We start from the raw sequence: 19121 nt of genomic DNA on the forward strand, positions 1-19121 counted from the left end.
CCGATGGGAAAGGTTATCGCAGTTGCAAATCAAAAAGGTGGGGTTGGAAAAACAACTACAGCTGTAAATGTTGCTGCATATCTTGCTGCGATGGAGAGATTAACACTTTTAATTGACATTGATCCTCAATCAAATGCTACCAGCTCGCTTGGGGTTGAACCTGAATATGAAAAAACAATATACGAAATTTTACTCGGTAAAATAAAAGCCGAGGACGCTGTTATAAGTTTCTCAGATCCATATTTAAAATTTCTTGAGCTCATCCCCTCCAAAATAGAGCTTGTTGGAAGCGAATACGAGTTAATTGAGTTTCAAGGTAGAGAGCGTATTCTTTCAAAAGCAATTGAAAGGTTGAGAAATAAGTATGACTACATTTTAATTGACTGTCCCCCATCGCTTGGACTTTTAACTGTAAACGCCTTAACTGCTGCTGATTCTGTTCTAATTCCCGTTCAATGCGAGTATCTACCGCTTGAAGGACTTGGTCAGCTTCTTAACACTATTAAAATCGTAAAGGAAAGGTTAAATCCAAACCTTGATATAGAAGGAGTTCTTTTAACGATGTATGATGGAAGATTGAAATTATCAAATGAAGTTGCCGACGAAATAAAACGATATTTCAGAGATAGAGTTTTTGAGGCGAGGATTCCAAGAAATGTAAAATTGAGCGAAGCACCAAGCCACGGGAAACCAATTCTGCTCTACGATGCCAAATCCCCAGGTGCTATTTCATATGCGAAGGTTGCTGAGGAAATTATAAAGCGAAATGAAAAAATAGAACCTGAAAAGGTTCAAAGACAAGAAACAATGAGGCAAATATGAGTAAACAAAGATTGGGAAGAGGACTTGATGCATTAATCCCTCGCGCGGCAACACGAGAGATAAGTATTGATTCAAAAGATTTACGATTTGATGATGGCCAATCCGTCGGTGTAATTGCCAAAATTGAAATAGCCAAGATAAAGCCAAATCCATATCAACCTCGTGAAAGTTTTGATAGAGATTCGCTTGAGGAACTAAAACAGTCAATAATTGAGAAAGGCGTAATTCAACCTATAACGGTTAGAAGATTGCCCGGAGGAATGTATGAACTAATTGCTGGCGAAAGAAGAGTAAAAGCATCAGCAGAAGCTGGATTTACACATATTCCAGCATACATCATTGAAGTTGAGTCGGAGAAAGAGCTTCTTGAGCTTGCGCTCATTGAAAATATACAGAGAGAAAAACTAAATCCAATTGAAATTGCAAAAGCATATCAGAGATTAATTGAGGAATTAGGATACACCCAAGAAGAGATCGCTAAAAAAATCGGTAAAGATAGAACAACAGTTGCAAACTTTATAAGATTGCTTAAATTGCCAGACCAAATTCAAGAAAGCTTGAAGAAGGGAGAGATAACGATGGGACACGCAAGAGCGTTGATAAATATCCCAAATAAAAAACTTCAAATTGAAATTTGGAATAAGATCATAAAACAAGGATGGTCGGTAAGAAAAGTTGAAAAGGCAGTTAGAGATCTATTGAAAGGGAAAGATTCGGAAGGCAAAGCGCAAAAGAGAAAAACTCATACACCCGCAGGTTTGAGAGAAATTGAATCAAAGCTCAAACGAATTTTTGGAACGCAAGTTAAAATTAAACAGTCAAGCAACAACAGAGGCGAGATAATCATTGAGTTTTATTCAAACGATGACTTTGAACGCTTGCTTGAACTTTTTGAAATAATAGAAAAACACTACAAATAAAGTCATGAAATTAACATTTATAATTTTTGCAGTTCTAACCCTGCTATTTTCGCTAACAATTAGTGGAGGCAAAGTGGAAAGAAAAACAATTTACACGGAGAAAGCACCAAAGCCAATTGGACCCTACAGTCAAGCCATAGTTGCTGGTGATTTCATCTTTACATCGGGACAGATCCCAATTGACCCCAAAACAAACCAAATTGTTCAAGGAGATATAAAAGAACAAACAAAGCAAGTTCTTGAAAACCTAAAAGCAGTCCTTGAAGCAGCAGGTGCAACATTTGACGATGTGGTAAAGGTTAATGTTTATATGAGAGATTTAAATGAATTTCCCGCAATGAATGAGGTCTATTCTGAGTATTTTAAAAATTCACCACCTGCAAGGACAACTGTTGAAGTTTCACGATTACCAAGGGATGTAAAAATAGAAATTGATTTAATCGCTGTTAAAAAACAGGCAAAATGAGATTAAAAGTTTTAACTCTGATTTTATTTTTAAGTTCAGTTGCATTTTCGCAAGCCGATACAGCTAAAAATGTAGCTGTTAAATCTCCGACAAAGGCAATGCTTATGAGCGCTGTTGTCCCTGGACTTGGACAGTTTTATAATGAATCGTACTGGAAAATCCCTATTATCTACGGACTTGCTGGTTATTTTATTTATGAGATAAGGCAAAATGATAAGAACTATCGGTATTACCGTGACCTTTTCGTTCAGAGCATCAAAACAACAGGTGGGGACTATAGATATAAAAGGTTAAGGGATTTTTACAGAGATCAGCGAGATCTTTTTGGAATTTATCTTTTTGTCCTTTACATCGCAAACATCGTTGATGCTTATGTTGATGCACACCTTTATAATTTTGATGTCGGGGAAAATCTCTCAATTCAGTTATCGCCTGTAAAAATAAAACTTCACTATAAATTTTAAAATGAGATTTTTGTTTTTGATTTTTACTCTGCTTCTCGTGATGTTTGCACAACCCTTTCAAAGGGATGAGCGTCAAATTGATACCGCTTTTCTTTTTAAATTTGGAAACTTGAACCTGCCTCGTGGTATTTCCATCGGCCCAACAGGTGATATTTACATCGCTGACACGGGAAATAATTCAATAAAAAAGTTTACAAGAGACGGAAAATTAATTCGTGATGTAACGGGTTATGGCTGGGGAGAGCTTGAATTTGACTCGCCTTACGATGTTGATGCGGGAAGCGGTGTAGCGGTTTATGTCGCTGATTACAACAATCATAGAATTCAAAGATTTGACAAAAATTTAAATTTCATTGCCTCATTTCAAGGCGAAAGTGGAGGTGAAAGAACTTTTGGATTTCCTATTTCAGTAACGGTTTCAAAATTTGGAGAGCTTTTTATAATTGATGGCGAAAATTTAAGGTGTGTAAAAATTAATAAGTTTAATCAGGTTGAAAAGACATTTGGAGGAATTGAAGCTGGCGCTGGACGACTTATAAATCCTGTTCAAATAACTCTAACTTTTCAGAACCTGATAGCCATTCTTGATGGTAATTATATCTTAATTTACGATTACTATGGAAACTTTTTAAGAAAGTTCGGGCAACAGTATCTAAAATCTCCAACAGGGTTATTTGCGGATTCATTGCTTTATGTTGCAGATGGGAGCGAGATCTTTGTATTTGAACTTAATGGCAAACTTTGGGGCAAAATCACAGCGTCTGAAAAGATCTACGATCTCGCCCGGCGGGGAAATTTGCTTTACTGCTTGACAGATAGCGAAGTCGTAGTTTATAAATTGACATTTTCAAGGGGCAAGGAAAATTGATTAGGGGTTTGAGATAATAATAAATTATGCGCGATGAATAATTTTTATCTTGACATTTAATGCGAAATTTGTTAATATATAAGTGAAAACATTTAAACTTAACGGAGGAGACAAAGATGAAGAAGTTAACACCGACGGACATCAAAGTGATGCTTTTGAAAAAGGGAATTAAGCAGAAAGACCTCGCAGAGGTGCTGGGAGTGACAGAGTCCTATATCTCGCAGATCATCAAAGGTAAGAGAGTTGCGAAAAAGTATCGCGACAAACTCATTGAGATAATTCAAAAAGGATTGCCGAAGAAGAAAAAATAATTTCATTGCTTTAAAGTAAGCATCGCTTGATGGAAACGGTTTATCACTTAGGGATTGCTTGGGAATGGGAATACGATTTTGATTTTGTGAACTTGATTGAGAGTAAATGCAAGGAAAAAGGAATATCTGTTTGTTTAATCAGTCCAGAAAATTTGAAGGATATTTACAATAGGGTAAAAAGCGGGGATATCAAGTTTTTGAGCTACTTTGATAGAGCATCTGATACAAATGAAAACTTCCTTGAGTTAAATGTATTAGTTGAACGCTCTGGCTCAAGAAGCATCAACAGATACGAAGATATGATTCGCGCGCTTGATAAAGCTAAAATGCATCTTGAACTTTTAAACATCGGTGTTAACTTACCTTTTACATTTATCCTTCCCCCACTTGATTATGATCCAGAATTGAAGTTAGGTGAAAAAGAGATAGAAAAAATTGGAACACCATTTGTCATAAAACCTTCCACGGAAACTGGAGGTGGATTCGGAGTTAAAATTGGGTATTCAATTCAAGATATAATTGAGGCAAGAAAAGAAATTCCATATGATAGCTATCTTGTTCAAGAGTTGATCAAACCAATTTATCTTGGTGATAAAAAAGCCTGGTTTAGGGCTTTTTATGTTCTTGAGGAAGTATTAATTTGTTGGTGGGATAATGAAGATAAAATTTACGAAATCGTTGAGCCAAATGAACTTGTTAAGTGGGGACTTGAGGAAATTAAAAATATCATGTTCAAAATTCATAAGGTTTGTAATCTTGATTTCTTCTCAAGCGAGATCGCATTGATCATTAAAGATGGCGATAAAAAATTTGTTGTGGTTGATTATGTCAATGAAATTCCGGATATGCGTCTGAAATCAAAAGCAATTGATGGGGTTCCAGATGAAATCGTTGAAAGAATTTCGGATAGAATAGCCAAGTTCGTTGCAAATTTAAAATAAAGGTGGAATTTTTTAAATTAAATTTAAGGCAAAAACATAGTTAAAACGCGAAAATGCTTCGTAGTTTGTATGTCAAAAATTACGCTTTGATAGAGGAGATACAGGTTGAGTTCAAGAGCGGGTTAAATATCATAACTGGAGAAACGGGTGCGGGTAAATCAATTTTAATTGATGCTCTTGGGTTGATCCTCGGTGAAAGGGCAAGTAGCGAAGTTGTAAGAAAAGGAGCAGATAAGACAGTGGTTGAGGGAGTTTTTTATGTAGGTGGAAATAAAAAGATCAAGAGAATTCTTGAGGAAAATGGAATTGAATTTTCTGATGATTTGATTTTGAGAAGAGAGGTTTCAATAAAAGGACAAAGCAGATGCTTCGCAAATGACACTCCAATTTCGCTCGCTGTAATGAAAGAAATTGGAAACCATCTCGTTGATTTACACGGGCAACACGAACATCAATCGCTTTTAAGAATTGAAACTCATATTGAACTCTTGGATGACTTCGGGGGATTGCTCGGGATGGTTGAAGAATTTAGGAAAGAGATCCACAAGTTGGAAAATCTTTATAAACAACTTGATGAACTGAAACAAAAAGAGAAACTACTGAAGGAAAAAAGAGAACTTTATGAATTTCAACTAAAAGAGATTGAAACAGTAAATCCACAAATTGGCGAAATAGAAGAGCTTGAAAGTGAGTTGAAACTGCTTGAGAATGCAGAAAAATTATATGAAGCAACCGCACAGATCTATTCGCTTCTTTATGGATCGGAAAAATCGGTGCACGATCTGATGGTTGTAGTTAGAAACCAACTTGAAGATTTGTCAACGATTGACAAGAGATTTCAATCTTATGTTGAAGAAGCGAGATCGGCGCAGGCAATAATTGATGAAATAACAAATTTCATTCAGAATTACAATTCAAGAATTGAATTTAACCCGGAGCGACTTGAATTCATCCGTGAAAGATTACATGCACTGAATAGGTTGAAGAAGAAATATGGTGGGGACATAGAGAAAGTGATTGAATATAGGGACAAAATAAAACAAGAGATTGAACTTGCTGAAAACTTTGAAGAAGAAATTTCAAAACTTGAAAAGAAAATAAATGAGCAAATAAAGGTTTGTTCAGAAATTGCCGAAAGATTATCTTCAAAAAGACGAGAGGTTGCGGAGATCGTAAGTGAAGCAATAGTTGGAGTTTTAGCAGAGCTTGGTATTGAAAATGCACGATTTGAGGTTAAAATAGAAAATCGTCCGAAGAAAAGTGGAAGATGCTATGTTAAGCTTGGCGATGAGTGTTATGAAACGACGAGTCGCGGAATTGATTTTGTTGAATTTTTTATTTCAACAAACATCGGTGAAGATCCGAAGCCTTTAGTGAAAGTTGCATCTGGTGGAGAGGTTTCAAGGATAATGCTTGCTTTAAAAAGCGTTCTTGCGAAATCCGAGCGTCTGCCGTTGTTGGTTTTTGATGAGATAGATACAGGGATAAGCGGAAGAATCGCTCAAAAAGTTGGACAAAGTTTGAAAAATCTATCAAAGTATCATCAGATAATCACAATTACACATCTTCCACAAATTGCAAGTTTAGCTGATACTCATTTCGTCGCTGAAAAAGTAATTCAAGATGGGAGAGCTGTAACGAAAATAAGAGAACTTGGAATTGAGGAGAGAATCCGTGAGATCGCAAAGCTTATGAGCGGTGAAGAGATAACTCAAGCATCTATTGAAAGTGCCAAAGAATTAATGGGATTAAAAAAATAAATTTTTATGCGAAATGGCTCTTAAAGTTTACAACTCATTGACAAGAAGAAAAGAAGAATTCATTCCCGAGGTTAAAGGTTTTGTCAGAATGTATGTCTGCGGGCCAACAGTTTACGCACATTCTCACCTTGGACATGCGAAAAGTTATGTTTCCTTTGATGTGATCGTGAGATATTTGAGATATCTTGGCTATAAAGTTAGATATGTTCAAAATATAACTGATGTTGGGCATTTAACTGACAACGCTGATCAAGGCGAAGACAAGATAATAGCACAGGCAAGAAAGGAACGGCTCGAGCCGATGGAACTCGTTGAAATTTATATGAGAAGTTATTTTGAAGATATGGATAAACTTGGAAATTTAAGACCTGATATTTCTCCACGAGCTACTGGACATATTCCAGAACAAATTGAACTCATTGAGATTTTGCTTGAAAAAGGCTATGCTTATGAAGTAAATGGTTCGGTTTATTTTGATGTTTTAAAATTTCCTGAATATGGTAAACTTTCCGGGAAAAGAATTGAAGATTTAATTGCTGGTGCAAGAGTTGAAGTTAGAAGTGAAAAGAAAAATCCGTTTGATTTTGCCCTTTGGAAAAAAGCAGAACCTGGACACATTATGAAATGGAAAAGCCCGTGGGGGATTGGTTATCCAGGCTGGCATATTGAATGCTCTGCAATGAGCATGAAATATCTCGGTGAAACATTTGACATTCATGGTGGTGGAATTGAAAATCAATTCCCGCATCACGAATCTGAAATAGCGCAAAGTGAATCTGCAACTGGAAAACCATTCGTCAGATATTGGCTACACAACAACATGGTTACGGTGAACGGAGTTAAAATGAGCAAATCGCTAGGAAATGTTGTTACATTGAAAGATGCATTTAAAAAATATCATCCACTAGTTATTAGATTTTTCATTCTATCAAGCCATTATAGAAGCCCCGTTGATTACAGCGATGAAGCACTTGAAGCAGCAAGCAAAGGGCTCGAAAAACTTCACAATACCGTTAAAATGTTAAGATACGAAATTTCAAAGTCTCAAACTGGAAAAGCTCACGAAATCAACCTTGAAGAATATAAACGAAGATTCATTGAAGCGATGGATGATGACTTTAATGTTCCAGTTGCAATTTCAGTTTTGTTTGATCTTTCAAGAGAGGTGAATCAAGTTTTAAACTCTGGTGAAATCTATTCTTCTGAATCCCTCCGCGAAATAGATAATTTTTACAGAGTATTTGGGGGCGATATTCTTGGATTGATCCCTGAAGAATTTGATGATAAAAAATCAGGTTCAAATATTGAAAGTCAATTGATTGAACTTTTAATCAAGATAAGAGCTAAGGCGAGGGCGGACAAAAATTGGGAGCTTGCCGACTGGGTGCGAAATGAGTTGAAAAATTTAGGCATCATACTTGAAGATAGAAAAGATGGGACAACCATATGGCGATATGTTGAAATGTAAATCTTTACTTGACTAAATATAAGTTGTTGATGAATTTCTAAAGACAAACGTATTGCCAAGCCTATTTGAAATTAGTTTAATCGTGAGCGAAAAAGAGGATAATGAATTAAAAAGATTTTGACTGGAGCTACTGTGCAAGGTTCAGTGAATCTGTAAAAATTTGGAGTAATATAATTGAAAAATATAGCAATGATATGTGTAAAGAAGCGGTTTGTTTTTAGAGAATGTTTCTTCTAAAAGAGGTGATGAGGTAGGTTTATTTGCAAATATGATGTTATACGAGTGTTATTTTAAAGCTGGCGTTCAAGATCTATGTGATGAAAAGTTCAAAATTGTAGAATAAGGCATAAAAAATTACAACAATCCTGAAATTCACAAATTTTGGAAAACGCTTAAAGTTAATTTAGAAGGGCAAGTCAAAGCCCGTTGGCATCTCCAGAGAAACGAAATTGTTAGAGTAAAAATCATAAAATTGGGGGAATTAGCGAGTTTTTTAATTTTTGTTTATTCACCGATCTTTGATTATTTTTAATATGAACTTGTTAACTAAATCCAAGTTTAGGACCTTGTCTACTTAAAAATAAATTGCCTATCTTAAATGATTAGATTCACAGAAGAGCGACTTCACAACCTATTTAAAAATTTTGAGAAAGCGAAGATTGCGGTCATTGGTGACATCATGCTTGACAGATATATTTGGGGGAATGTAAGTAGAATTTCTCCAGAAGCACCTGTGCCAGTCGTTGAGGTTGAAGATGAGGACTCAAAGCTCGGTGGAGCTGGAAATGTAGCAAACAATATAAAATCACTCGGCGCTTTTCCGTTATTAATTGGGGTCGTTGGGGATGACAGGGAAGGGGAGATACTTTTTGAATTAATGAGGGAACAGGGTTTCAATACAGGTGGTATTATAATTGATAGCTCAAGACCAACAACAGTGAAAACCAGGGTGATCGCTCATAATCAACATGTCGTCAGAATTGATAGGGAATCAAAGGAGCCGATTAATTACACAATCCAAGAGAGGATAAAAGAGATAATCCTTCAAAATGTCTATGAGATAAACGCAATAATTATAGAGGACTATAACAAGGGGGTGATTGTAAAAAATTTGATTCATGACTTGGTTGAAATTGCAAAAAGATTTGGAATTGTGATAACAGTTGATCCGAAATTTGACAATTTTTTTGAATTTAAAAATGTAACTGTGTTTAAGCCGAACAGAAAAGAGGTTGAAGATGCTCTCGGCGAGAAACTTGACACTGAAGATAAGATAATTGAAGCTGGTAAAACAATTCTTGAGAAATTGAAGTGCGAATATCTTTTATTAACACGAGGTGAGAAAGGAATGACGCTTTTTAATAAAAATGGTGAAATCAAACATATACCAACGAAAGCGAGAAAAGTCGCCGATGTTTCTGGTGCTGGTGATACTGTCATATCAACGCTAACAGTTGCGTTAGCTAGCGGTGCTGATATAATTGAATCGGCAACTCTTGCAAACTATGCAGCGGGGATAGTCGTTGAAGAAGTTGGTGTTGTGCCTGTTGATAGAGAAAAACTTTTTAAAGTAGCACTTCTTGATTCAAGAGGTGAATGGTGATGGGGAAAGTTGTAAGCGTAGATGAAATAGTAAAGATAAAAAATGAACTTAAAAGCCAGGGAAAGAAAATTGTCTTCACAAATGGTTGTTTTGATATTTTGCATAGAGGACATGTTGAATATCTTGCGAAAGCAAAAGAGCTTGGAGATGTTTTAATAGTAGGATTAAATAGCGATTCATCAGTTAAACAAATAAAGGGTGAAGAAAGGCCAATAGTTCCACAGGATGACAGGGCATTTATACTTTCAAATTTGGCTTTTGTTGATTATGTCGTGATTTTTGACGAACCTACACCTTATAATCTAATTTCTAAAATTATTCCTGATATCCTCGTCAAGGGAAGTGATTGGTCTATGGAAAATGTCGTCGGTAGAGAAATTGTTGAAGCAAATGGGGGTCGCGTTGTTTTGATAGAACTTACTCCGAATAGATCAACAACTAACATAATTAAAACTATCGTTGAACGATTCTGCAAGCGATGAAGAGGTTTCTGAAAAAATTTTTTAAAGCAACATTTTACTTTTTCGCCTTACTTTTTATTCTGATTTCAATTGTTTTGATAATTTCGCAAACGGAAAAATTTAGAAGTATCCTTCATAGCAAAGTTGAATCGGAGTTAAAGAAACTTTTTGGAGAAGAAATCCATCTCGGCAAGTTCTATGGTAATATATTTACAGGTTTTGGTGTAGATGGCTTTCATATCAAGATAGATGGAAAAACTTTCATTAAAGCGTTGGGTCTTGAACTGAAATATAATCCTATTGGTTTGATAAAAGGTGGGTACTCGTTTCGTGAACTAATTCTTTATAAGCCAGAAGTTTACTTGATCAGGGGGAAAGATGGTAAATGGAACTTTCAAAAGGTTTTTAAGCCCGGAGAAAAAAGGGAAGGCGTGGCTTTTTCTTTCTCTTGTGAGAAACTTGTAATTGATGATGGCAAGTTTGCTTTATTTGATTCTATCAACACCGATAGATCACGGCTTGCGGATAGTTTAAATTGCATTAATTATCACAATTTCGTGGTTCATGATATAAATGCCGTTTTAAGTGGTAGATATTCATCTGAAAAAATTGATTTGAGGAAGATAAATTTATCATTTGTAGTTGACACTGGTAAATTCACAGCGAAAATAAATGGCAAAATTTACGCCGATAAAAACAGATTAAAAGCTGAAGATTTTGATATAACAACAGGGAATAGCAAGGTCAAATTTGATTTCACAGCTGTAACAAGAGATAATCTCTTTAAACTAAATATAGAATCACTTGAAAAAGTTTTAATGAATCTTTCTCTTCGTGCTGATAGTTTTAGTTTTGCTGAGTTGACAAAATTTATCCCATATGTTCATTTTCTCTCTGGTTCTCCATCTGTTGAAATTGATGCTGTCGGGACACTTGAATCACTTAAAGTGAAAGGAATAAAAATAAAAATTTATGACTCGGATATCTTTGTAAGTGGTGAGTTGAAAAATATAATAAGATTTCCCGAATTTCAAATCAACGCAGATGTCAGTAATACAAAAATTAAAATTTCGGATATAAGTAAGTTTGTCACCCTTGTTAGGCTTCCGACATTCGGAGCTGAATATGTTGATGTAGAGGGGCAGTATATTGGACATCCACTTGAATTCAATTCTAAATTAAATTTAAAACTTGGAGCCTCGTCCATAGATCTTGAGGGGAATTTCAAAATAAAAGATAACTTGGCATATAACTTAACTTTCAATGTCTCCGGCTTGAATCCTTATGATATTTTTGAAGAGGAAAATTTAAATGGGATACTAAATTTCTCGGGCAATTTGACTGGAGAAGGTGTTAAATTTGAAACAATGTCCTCAAGGGCAACTCTAAACATCGGGGAATCCTTGATAAATAAAGTTTTGATACCAAAGTCAAGCTTCTGGATTGAATTAAAAAATAGCGAGTTAAATGGTAGCTTTGTCTCTGTTTCTGAGGGGTTTAAAGGAGTTATTGATTTAAACTTAAAAAAATTGCACGAAAACGAATATCAACTTAGTTTAAGTGGTTCATTATCTGAACTTGATATATCGCAGATAAGGATTGATAAACCACATTTTTTGAGAAGTTATATCTCTGGTGATTTTAATGCAAATGTTTTGTTTGGAAAAGTTAGCAGAATGGAATTTTTCGCTCAGCTTAATCCATCTTTATTTGGGAATTATAAAATTAGTCGCCTCAGATTAAGTGCAAAATATATTGATGATGTTAAGAAATATCTACTTGTCCAGTCAAACATGTTTGATTTAAATTTTGAAGGTGAATTTGATTTTGCCTCTTTAGCTAAATCTATGATCTACGCACTTGGAACGGTAAGCGGAAACCTTAAAGAGAAACTTAACTTCTCAACATATGAAAAGTTCAACTTTGCTGAAATAAAAAATCCTGTTTACGCTGAGTATAAGTTAAAGCTTAAAAATTTAACCCCAATTTCGCTTTTCTCAATTGGACAACTCTTTCAATCTGTTGGAAATATAAATGGTGTTTTCCTTGCTGATTCACAAGGATTTTACTTTTACAGCGATGCTAGCTTAAAGCAAATAAGGTATACAAATTACGAAAGAAACAAAATTGATACATTTGAAGCACGATCATTTAATGGCTCAATTGAGATAAGTTATAATCGTAATCTTCGGTTTAGGGTAAGAGGCGATTTAAATGGATTTGTTTCAAGTTGGTTTGAATTAAGTGATGTTAAATTAAACTTGAACTATGATGAACCGGAGTTATATGCTGAAGTCTCAAGCGTTGGAGATAAGTGGAAATTTGAATCTGTTTCCGTTGCTCAATTTAGTCCCGAAGTGAACAGGTATATCTTGAAGATGTTTAACGCTGATATTCACGATAATAAAATTTATTTAATTGATGAAATTGAAATCTTCCAAACGAAAAGCAGTGTTATAATTAATCCTTCCTCTTTGACTTTCAATGATCAAGAAGTTTACATTGCTGGATTTATTGACAAAGAGACGCAGCAACTGAGGGTTTGGGGTGAAAATATAAAGCTTAACAAAATTTTCCTTAAAGGAAGTGAATTTCAGGGAAATGTTAATTTTTCAATATCTGTTTACGGAACGCACGATAAACCAAATTCGGAAATTGAAGTTTTTATTGATGACTTAAGATATAAAGATGTGCAAGCGGGGAAATTGCAATGTTTTGGTAAGATTGAAAACGATATGATAAGATTAAATTCTATGTTAGTGGCAACAGCTGGTGATTTAAGTTATAACGCGATGGATATATCAATTTCGTTTCCTATGTGGATTAGTCCTGATGTAAGGACGAAATATCAAGAACCATATATCTCTGGAAAGATAAGATTTTTAAGATTTCCTATTGCAATTTTTGAGACCGTCATAGGTGAAATTTCGGATTTGAAAGGTGATGTAACTGCGGACATTGATTTGAGTGGGACTTTTGATAAACCAAATTTCAGGGGTAAGTTTTCGCTCCAAAATTGTATATTTAAGTTCAATCAAAACAGCAAATACTATCTTGTTTACGGAACCGGGAGAGTTGATTCAAATGTAATTTACTTTGAGGATTTTAATCTGTGGAATAATCCAGATGATTATCGTGATGGCGAAGTTCAAATTAAAGGTAGAGTTTACCTTGATAGGTTTGCGATCGCAAGTGGTGAGTTTAACATCAACGGCAGGCTGCTTTTGATGGATAAAGAAGGATTCGGAAGCACAGGATTGTATGGACGAGTTATTGCCGAAACAGGGAAAAATGGATTAGTTTTAAAAGTTGATACAACTGGTCTTTATCTCAATGGCGAGGTTTTGCTTTCCGATGTTAATTTGAATTACTTCCCGAGGCATGCTGGTGGTATGATGCAAAGCACAGGTTTTGAATATGTTTATGTGAGCCCAATGGACACGATAAGAAAAGAAGAAATCGCAACAGAAGAATTGGTTTATCTTGATATCCCTGTTAGAAAAAACGATGGTGTTCAGAATGAAACAACGAAAAAAAATGGCGCCTTTTCAGAATTAAATTACGATTTAAAGATCTCAACTTTAAAGGACGCGAAATTAAATGTTATTCTTAACGCGCAGACTGGCGAAGAATTTTACGCTGAATTTACAGGAAACTTAAATCTCAGACATTATTCAGGTTCAACAATTGCTTATGGCGAGATAAATATACTTGATAGGTCTTATTATAACTTTTTCAGGAGATTCAATGCAACTGGCAAATTAAAATTCACAGGTAACCTTGAAAATCCAGAAATTGATATAATTGCAAATTATACTGGAACACATACTGTATTAACAGATACATTAAGCGCTGGGAAAGTTGAAACAATACTTGTCCAACTTTTGATAAGTGGAACATTATCAAGACCGATTGTAAAAATTCAAATGTTCGTTGACGGCGAAGATTATCAAAAGGTTTATCCGCATGGTGAAGTTGAGTCGGACGCGATTTCATTCCTCGTTACTGGTAGGTTCAAGGATGAGCTTACAAGAGGCGAAGTTACAATGTTTACAGAAAATTTGTGGTCCTCAACTGGAGCAGGACTTTTAAGTAATGTCGTTTCTGGGGTTATGACAGATATTTTAAGAGATGTTCTTGGTGGAGTTATAACAAGCACTGAAATTGGATATTACGGTGGATTTAGAGGACTTAGAATAACTGGGAATATCGGGGGTGCAATTGTTCAAATCGGAGGAGATATTTTCACAGATATTTCGCGATCCGTTGTTGTTGTGCAATATCCTCTTTTGAGAAAATTTTTAGGTGGAAGCTTGACAGTTGAATATCAGAGGAAACCCGTTCAGTTTTATCAAGAAAAGGAAATTTTAAACAAACTTGGACTTTATTACAGGATAAGGCTATGAAGAAAAGACCTGAAATTTCAGAGATCAAGGAGAGAATTCTAAAGTTTCTTAGAAAAAGAGAAAGAAGAGCATTCAAGGCTAAGGAAATAGCTAAAAAGTTGGATTTGATGGAAGAGTATGAGAGTGGGATTATAAAACAGGTTTTAATGGAAATGGTGGAACGCAACGAGATTGTGAAGTTGCCAAGAAATAGGTTTAAGTTTAAACCAAATCCCAAAATTTTCATCGGACGATTAACAGTAAATCCGAACGGTTATGGGTTCGTGGAAGTTGAAGACGCACAAAAAGAAATAAAAGAAATTTTTATCCCACCGAGATTTATCCACACTGCAATTGATGGGGATAAAGTGGCGGTTTCCATTGTTGAGAGAAGAAAAGGAGAACTTCCAATAGGGGAAGTAGTTGATATAATTGAGCGGGGACGAAAATCTATCACCGGTGTTCTTTCAAAAAAGAAGGGAATCTATTTTGTTGTTCCAGATGATAAACATTTGATCCGTGATTTTTACATAAATGAAAAAAATGTCAAGAAATTTAATGCAAAGGTTGGAGATAAAGTTGTAATTGAGCTCGTTGATTGGATTGATGAAGGATTTGCCCCAGAAGGTAGGATTATTGAGGTATTAGGGCGAGCAGGTGAAAATGATGCTGAAATTTTGGCAATAGCCAGAAATTACGATTTTTCCGCTCGTTTTCCTGATGAAGTTCTTGAAGAGGCTGAGAAAATCCCAGATGAGATCCCAGAGATTGAATATAAAAAACGACTTGACCTAAGAAATTTAATTTGTTTTACGATAGATCCAGAAGATGCAAAAGATTTTGATGACGCTGTTTCGCTTGAAATTTTACCAGATGGGAAATATAAACTCGGTGTTCATATTGCTGATGTGAGCTATTATGTTAAGGAAGGGAGCAAAATTGATCTTGAAGCACTTAACAGAGGAACGAGCGTTTATTTGGTTGATAGAGTTATCCCAATGCTACCTGAAAAGTTATCTAACAATGTCTGCAGTTTAAACCCAAATGTTGATCGTCTTGCTTATTCCGTTTTTATGATCGTTAATTCAAAAGGTGTTGTTGAAGATTATTCTTTCCACAAGAGCATCATAAGAAGCAAGCGAAGGTTCACTTATGAAGAAGTTCAAGAAATAATTGAAACGGGCGTTGGTGATTATGCTGATATAATACTTCAAATGCATAAATTGAGCCAAATTCTCTTAAAGAAACGAATTCGCGAAGGTAGCATTGATTTTGAAACGCCAGAGGTTAAATTTAAACTTGATGAAAATGGAAATCCTCTTGAGATCGTTAAGAAGGTTCGCCTTGATAGCCATAGATTGATTGAGGAATTTATGCTTCTTGCAAATCAGACGGTTGCAAAACATGTCGGTAAGATGAACAAGAAAAATCGCAAGTATCCGTTTATTTATAGAGTTCATGATCTGCCAGATCCTGCCAAGTTAAAAAATCTTGCTGAGTTCGTAAGAAAGCTCGGTTTTGAATTTGAAATTGATTCAAAGCCACTTTCTAAATCAATTCAAAAATTGCTTGCTCAGGTTAAAGGCACTGAATATGAGTATCTTGTTAATGACATTGCAATAAGATCAATGGCAAAGGCAGTTTATTCGGAGAAAAACATCGGACACTTTGGTCTTGGTTTTAAATACTACACTCATTTCACATCGCCGATAAGAAGATATCCAGATCTTGTCGTTCATCGGCTTCTTTGTGAGTACACGAAAAAAGATGTAGATGAAAAAAGATTGAATGAAATAGCGAAGAAATTACCGCAGATTTGCAAACACTCATCTGAAATGGAGATAAAAGCAATGGAAGCAGAGAGAGAATCAGTTAAATTGAAACAAATTGAGTATATGAAAGAGCATATCGGCAAGGTATTTGACGGAATTATTTCAGGTGTCGTTGAATTTGGTCTTTTCGTTGAAATAAATGATATTCTTGTTGAAGGGCTTGTTAAAGTTAGGGATTTGACGGATGATTATTATATCTACGACGAAACTCAATATGCTTTGATAGGTAAGTATACAAAGAAAATCTATCGCCTCGGGGATAAAGTTAAAGTTCGTGTCACAAGAGTTGACGAAATCGCAAGGGAAATTGATTTCATCCTTCTTGGTAAAATATCAAGATGAAATTTGAATGAGCAGAATTTACATCGGGACATCGGGTTATTACTACAAGCATTGGGTAGGGAAATTTTACCCGGAAAAACTAATCAAAGATAAATGGCTTGAGTATTACTCAAGAGTGTTTGACACGGTTGAATTAAATACAACTTTTTATCATCTCCCGAGAGCCAAGACAATTGAAGGTTGGATAAAAAGGACGCCTCTTTACTTCGTATTCTCTGCGAAGGTTCATCAAGTTATAACTCACATAAAAAAATTAAAAAATGTGCGAAGCGATTTTTATGGATTTATGAAGATTATAAAGCCGTTAAGAGTTTACAATCGTCTTGGATGCATTCTTCATCAATTTCCACCTACGCTTGAATATGACACATCTCTTTTAAGTGATTATATCTCTTTGCTTCCGAGGGGATATAAGCATGTTTTTGAGTTCAGAAATGTTGAGTTTTTTAACGATACAATTTTTCTTATTTTGAAGGAAAATAATATCGCTTTATGTATCTCTCACATGCGCGAAATTTTTACGCCTCCCGTTTCCACTGCGAATTTCGTTTACTTTAGATTTCACGGTCCTGAGGAAAGATACCGATCAGCTTACGACGATGAACAAATAGAAAGTTTTGCGAGATTGATATGGAACTTTTTAGTGGAAGATAAAGAAGTTTTTGTTTATTTTAATAACGATTTCAACGCTTATGCGGTTGAGAACGCTCTAAATTTAAAAAGGAAAATCTCAAAATTTATCAATTCAAAACAAATTGAGGGAAAAAATGAGAGCAATTAAAGCATTACTACTGATCCTGATCCCTGCTATGACGATGTTTTCTCAAATAACGGTTGATAATTTCCTCACAGATGATGCGAAGAAAGCTATGAATTATATTACTGAAGATTATATCAGAGCGAATGTTCAATTTTTATCACATGACTTGCTTGAAGGAAGAGGCACAGGTTCAAGGGGCGAACTTCTCGCGGCGACATATATCGCGACACAGTTTAAACTTATGGGGCTTGAACCAGGCGGAGATAAAGGTTCATATTTTCAAATGGTCCCACTTTCTGGGATAACTACTTATCCAGACAAAGAAATGGTTGTAAAGGGAAAAGGTAGGACAATAAGGTTCAAGTATTATGATGATTTTATAGCCGTTTCAGGTGTTAAGAAAGATTTTGTGTCAATAAAAGATGCGAGTATTGTATTTGTGGGTTATGGGATAGTTGCTCCTGAACAAAATTGGGATGATTATAAAGGTGTTGATGTTTCGGGAAAGATATTGCTTATGTTAAATGATGATCCACCCGCGACTCCGGAAGAACCAAATCTTTTCGGTGGCAAAGCAAGAACTTATTATGGTAGATGGACTTACAAATATGAAATTGCCGCTAAAAAAGGAGCTCTTGGAGCGATAATAATTCATACCACCCCATCTGCTGGTTATGGCTGGAATGTCGTGCAAACTTCATGGTCTGGTGAAGAATTTGAACTCGCAAATGATACTGAACCAAGGATCTTGCTTAAAGGTTGGCTTACTGAAGATGCAACCAAAAAATTACTTGCACTTGCAGGGCAAAATCTGGATGAACTTGTGAAAATGGCGCAAACAAGGCAGTTTAAACCTGTTGATCTTGGTTTAAAACTCTCGCTGAACATGAAGGTTAAGGTTAGGGAAATCATTTCACAAAATGTTATTGGTGTTCTGCGTGGCGGAGATGAGAAATTGAAAGATGAATACATAATCATCACATCGCATCATGACCATCTCGGAATTGGTAAACCAGTTAATGGTGATTCAATTTACAATGGAGCGCTTGACAATGCTTCGGGTGTTTCTGCTTTGCTTTCAATTGCTAAAGCGTTTTCGGAGTTGAAAGTTAAACCGCGCAGATCTATTATGTTCGTTGCAGTAACTGCCGAGGAAGCAGGACTTCTTGGTTCAAAATATTTCGCCCAAAATCCACCAGTTCCGCCAGTTAAAATGGTGGCTAACTTGAATGTAGATGGAATTAACATTTGGGGTAAAACGAAAGATGTTATTTTAATTGGGATGGAAAAGAGCACGATTGGTGAAATAGTAAGTGAAATAGCAAGTAAATATCAAGGTAGATATGTAAAGCCAGATCAATTCCCAGAGCTCGGTATGTTTTATAGATCGGATCAGTTTAATTTCGCTAAAATAGGAGTTCCAGCCATATATTTTGATAATGGAGTTGAATACATTAACAAGCCGGAAGATTATGGCAGAAAGGTTGTTGAAGAATATATTGCAAAACATTATCATCAGCCAAGCGACGAATACAATGATTCATGGGTTTTAGATGGAGCAGTTGAAGATGCGAAACTTGTTTTTCTTACAGCTTATTATCTTGCAAATGCGGATAAGAAGCCGGAATGGAAACCAGATAGCGAGTTTAGGTTGATAAGAGAACAAATGATGAGATGAAGGTCTTGGGGGCGCTTTATAGCGTCCCCTTTTTGTCATA

15 protein-coding genes are annotated in these 19121 nt (G+C 35.5%); all 15 read left to right on the forward strand.

The window, feature by feature from the left end; all coding sequences use genetic code 11:
• Positions 1-3: 3 nt before the first annotated feature.
• Positions 4-822 carry an AAA family ATPase gene (locus NZ923_06195; protein ID MCS7229610.1) on the forward strand — a complete coding sequence of 273 codons (819 nt, stop codon included), beginning with the start codon at positions 4-6 and terminating at the stop codon, positions 820-822.
• Complete coding sequence (locus tag NZ923_06200; protein ID MCS7229611.1) at positions 819-1742, forward strand: ParB/RepB/Spo0J family partition protein; 924 nt, start codon at positions 819-821, stop codon at positions 1740-1742. Before NZ923_06195 ends, NZ923_06200 begins: the two co-directional genes overlap by 4 nt.
• A 73-nt stretch (positions 1743-1815) precedes the next feature.
• Complete coding sequence (locus NZ923_06205) at positions 1816-2208, forward strand: RidA family protein (protein MCS7229612.1); 393 nt, start codon at positions 1816-1818, stop codon at positions 2206-2208.
• Positions 2205-2672 carry a DUF5683 domain-containing protein gene (locus tag NZ923_06210; GenBank protein MCS7229613.1) on the forward strand — a complete coding sequence of 156 codons (468 nt, stop codon included), beginning with the start codon at positions 2205-2207 and terminating at the stop codon, positions 2670-2672. The genes NZ923_06205 and NZ923_06210 overlap by 4 nt, the downstream gene beginning before the upstream one ends.
• A gap of 40 nt (positions 2673-2712) precedes the next feature.
• Positions 2713-3540: an NHL repeat-containing protein gene (locus NZ923_06215; GenBank protein ID MCS7229614.1), complete on the forward strand. Its 828-nt coding sequence runs from the start codon at positions 2713-2715 to the stop codon at positions 3538-3540.
• Positions 3541-3656: 116 nt separating this feature from the next.
• Entirely contained in the window at positions 3657-3851 is a 195-nt protein-coding gene (locus tag NZ923_06220; protein ID MCS7229615.1) for a helix-turn-helix transcriptional regulator, read from the forward strand.
• A gap of 29 nt (positions 3852-3880) precedes the next feature.
• Positions 3881-4792: a hypothetical protein gene (locus NZ923_06225; GenBank protein MCS7229616.1), complete on the forward strand. Its 912-nt coding sequence runs from the start codon at positions 3881-3883 to the stop codon at positions 4790-4792.
• A gap of 53 nt (positions 4793-4845) precedes the next feature.
• Positions 4846-6552 carry a DNA repair protein RecN gene (gene recN / locus NZ923_06230; GenBank protein MCS7229617.1) on the forward strand — a complete coding sequence of 569 codons (1707 nt, stop codon included), beginning with the start codon at positions 4846-4848 and terminating at the stop codon, positions 6550-6552.
• A gap of 13 nt (positions 6553-6565) precedes the next feature.
• Entirely contained in the window at positions 6566-8020 is a 1455-nt protein-coding gene (gene cysS / locus NZ923_06235) for a cysteine--tRNA ligase (protein MCS7229618.1), read from the forward strand.
• Between the two features lie 598 nt (positions 8021-8618).
• Positions 8619-9623 carry a D-glycero-beta-D-manno-heptose-7-phosphate kinase gene (gene rfaE1, locus NZ923_06240; GenBank protein MCS7229619.1) on the forward strand — a complete coding sequence of 335 codons (1005 nt, stop codon included), beginning with the start codon at positions 8619-8621 and terminating at the stop codon, positions 9621-9623.
• Entirely contained in the window at positions 9623-10105 is a 483-nt protein-coding gene (rfaE2, locus tag NZ923_06245; GenBank protein ID MCS7229620.1) for a D-glycero-beta-D-manno-heptose 1-phosphate adenylyltransferase, read from the forward strand. Before rfaE1 ends, rfaE2 begins: the two co-directional genes overlap by 1 nt.
• Positions 10102-14490, forward strand: a complete 4389-nt coding sequence (locus tag NZ923_06250; protein MCS7229621.1) for a translocation/assembly module TamB — start codon at positions 10102-10104, stop codon at positions 14488-14490. The genes rfaE2 and NZ923_06250 overlap by 4 nt, the downstream gene beginning before the upstream one ends.
• Complete coding sequence (gene rnr, locus NZ923_06255; GenBank protein ID MCS7229622.1) at positions 14487-16643, forward strand: ribonuclease R; 2157 nt, start codon at positions 14487-14489, stop codon at positions 16641-16643. Before NZ923_06250 ends, rnr begins: the two co-directional genes overlap by 4 nt.
• 7 nt (positions 16644-16650) lie before the next feature.
• On the forward strand, positions 16651-17424 hold the full coding sequence (locus NZ923_06260; protein MCS7229623.1) for a DUF72 domain-containing protein: 774 nt from the start codon (positions 16651-16653) through the stop codon (positions 17422-17424).
• The gene (locus NZ923_06265) at positions 17411-19081 is read left to right on the forward strand and encodes a M28 family metallopeptidase (GenBank protein ID MCS7229624.1); all 1671 of its coding nucleotides are present in this window, start codon (positions 17411-17413) and stop codon (positions 19079-19081) included. The genes NZ923_06260 and NZ923_06265 overlap by 14 nt, the downstream gene beginning before the upstream one ends.
• The last annotated feature ends 40 nt before the right edge of the window (positions 19082-19121 follow it).

The sequence above is a fragment of the Candidatus Kryptonium sp. genome (genome assembly GCA_025060635.1).
Classification (GTDB): Bacteria; Bacteroidota; Ignavibacteria; order Kryptoniales; family Kryptoniaceae; genus Kryptonium.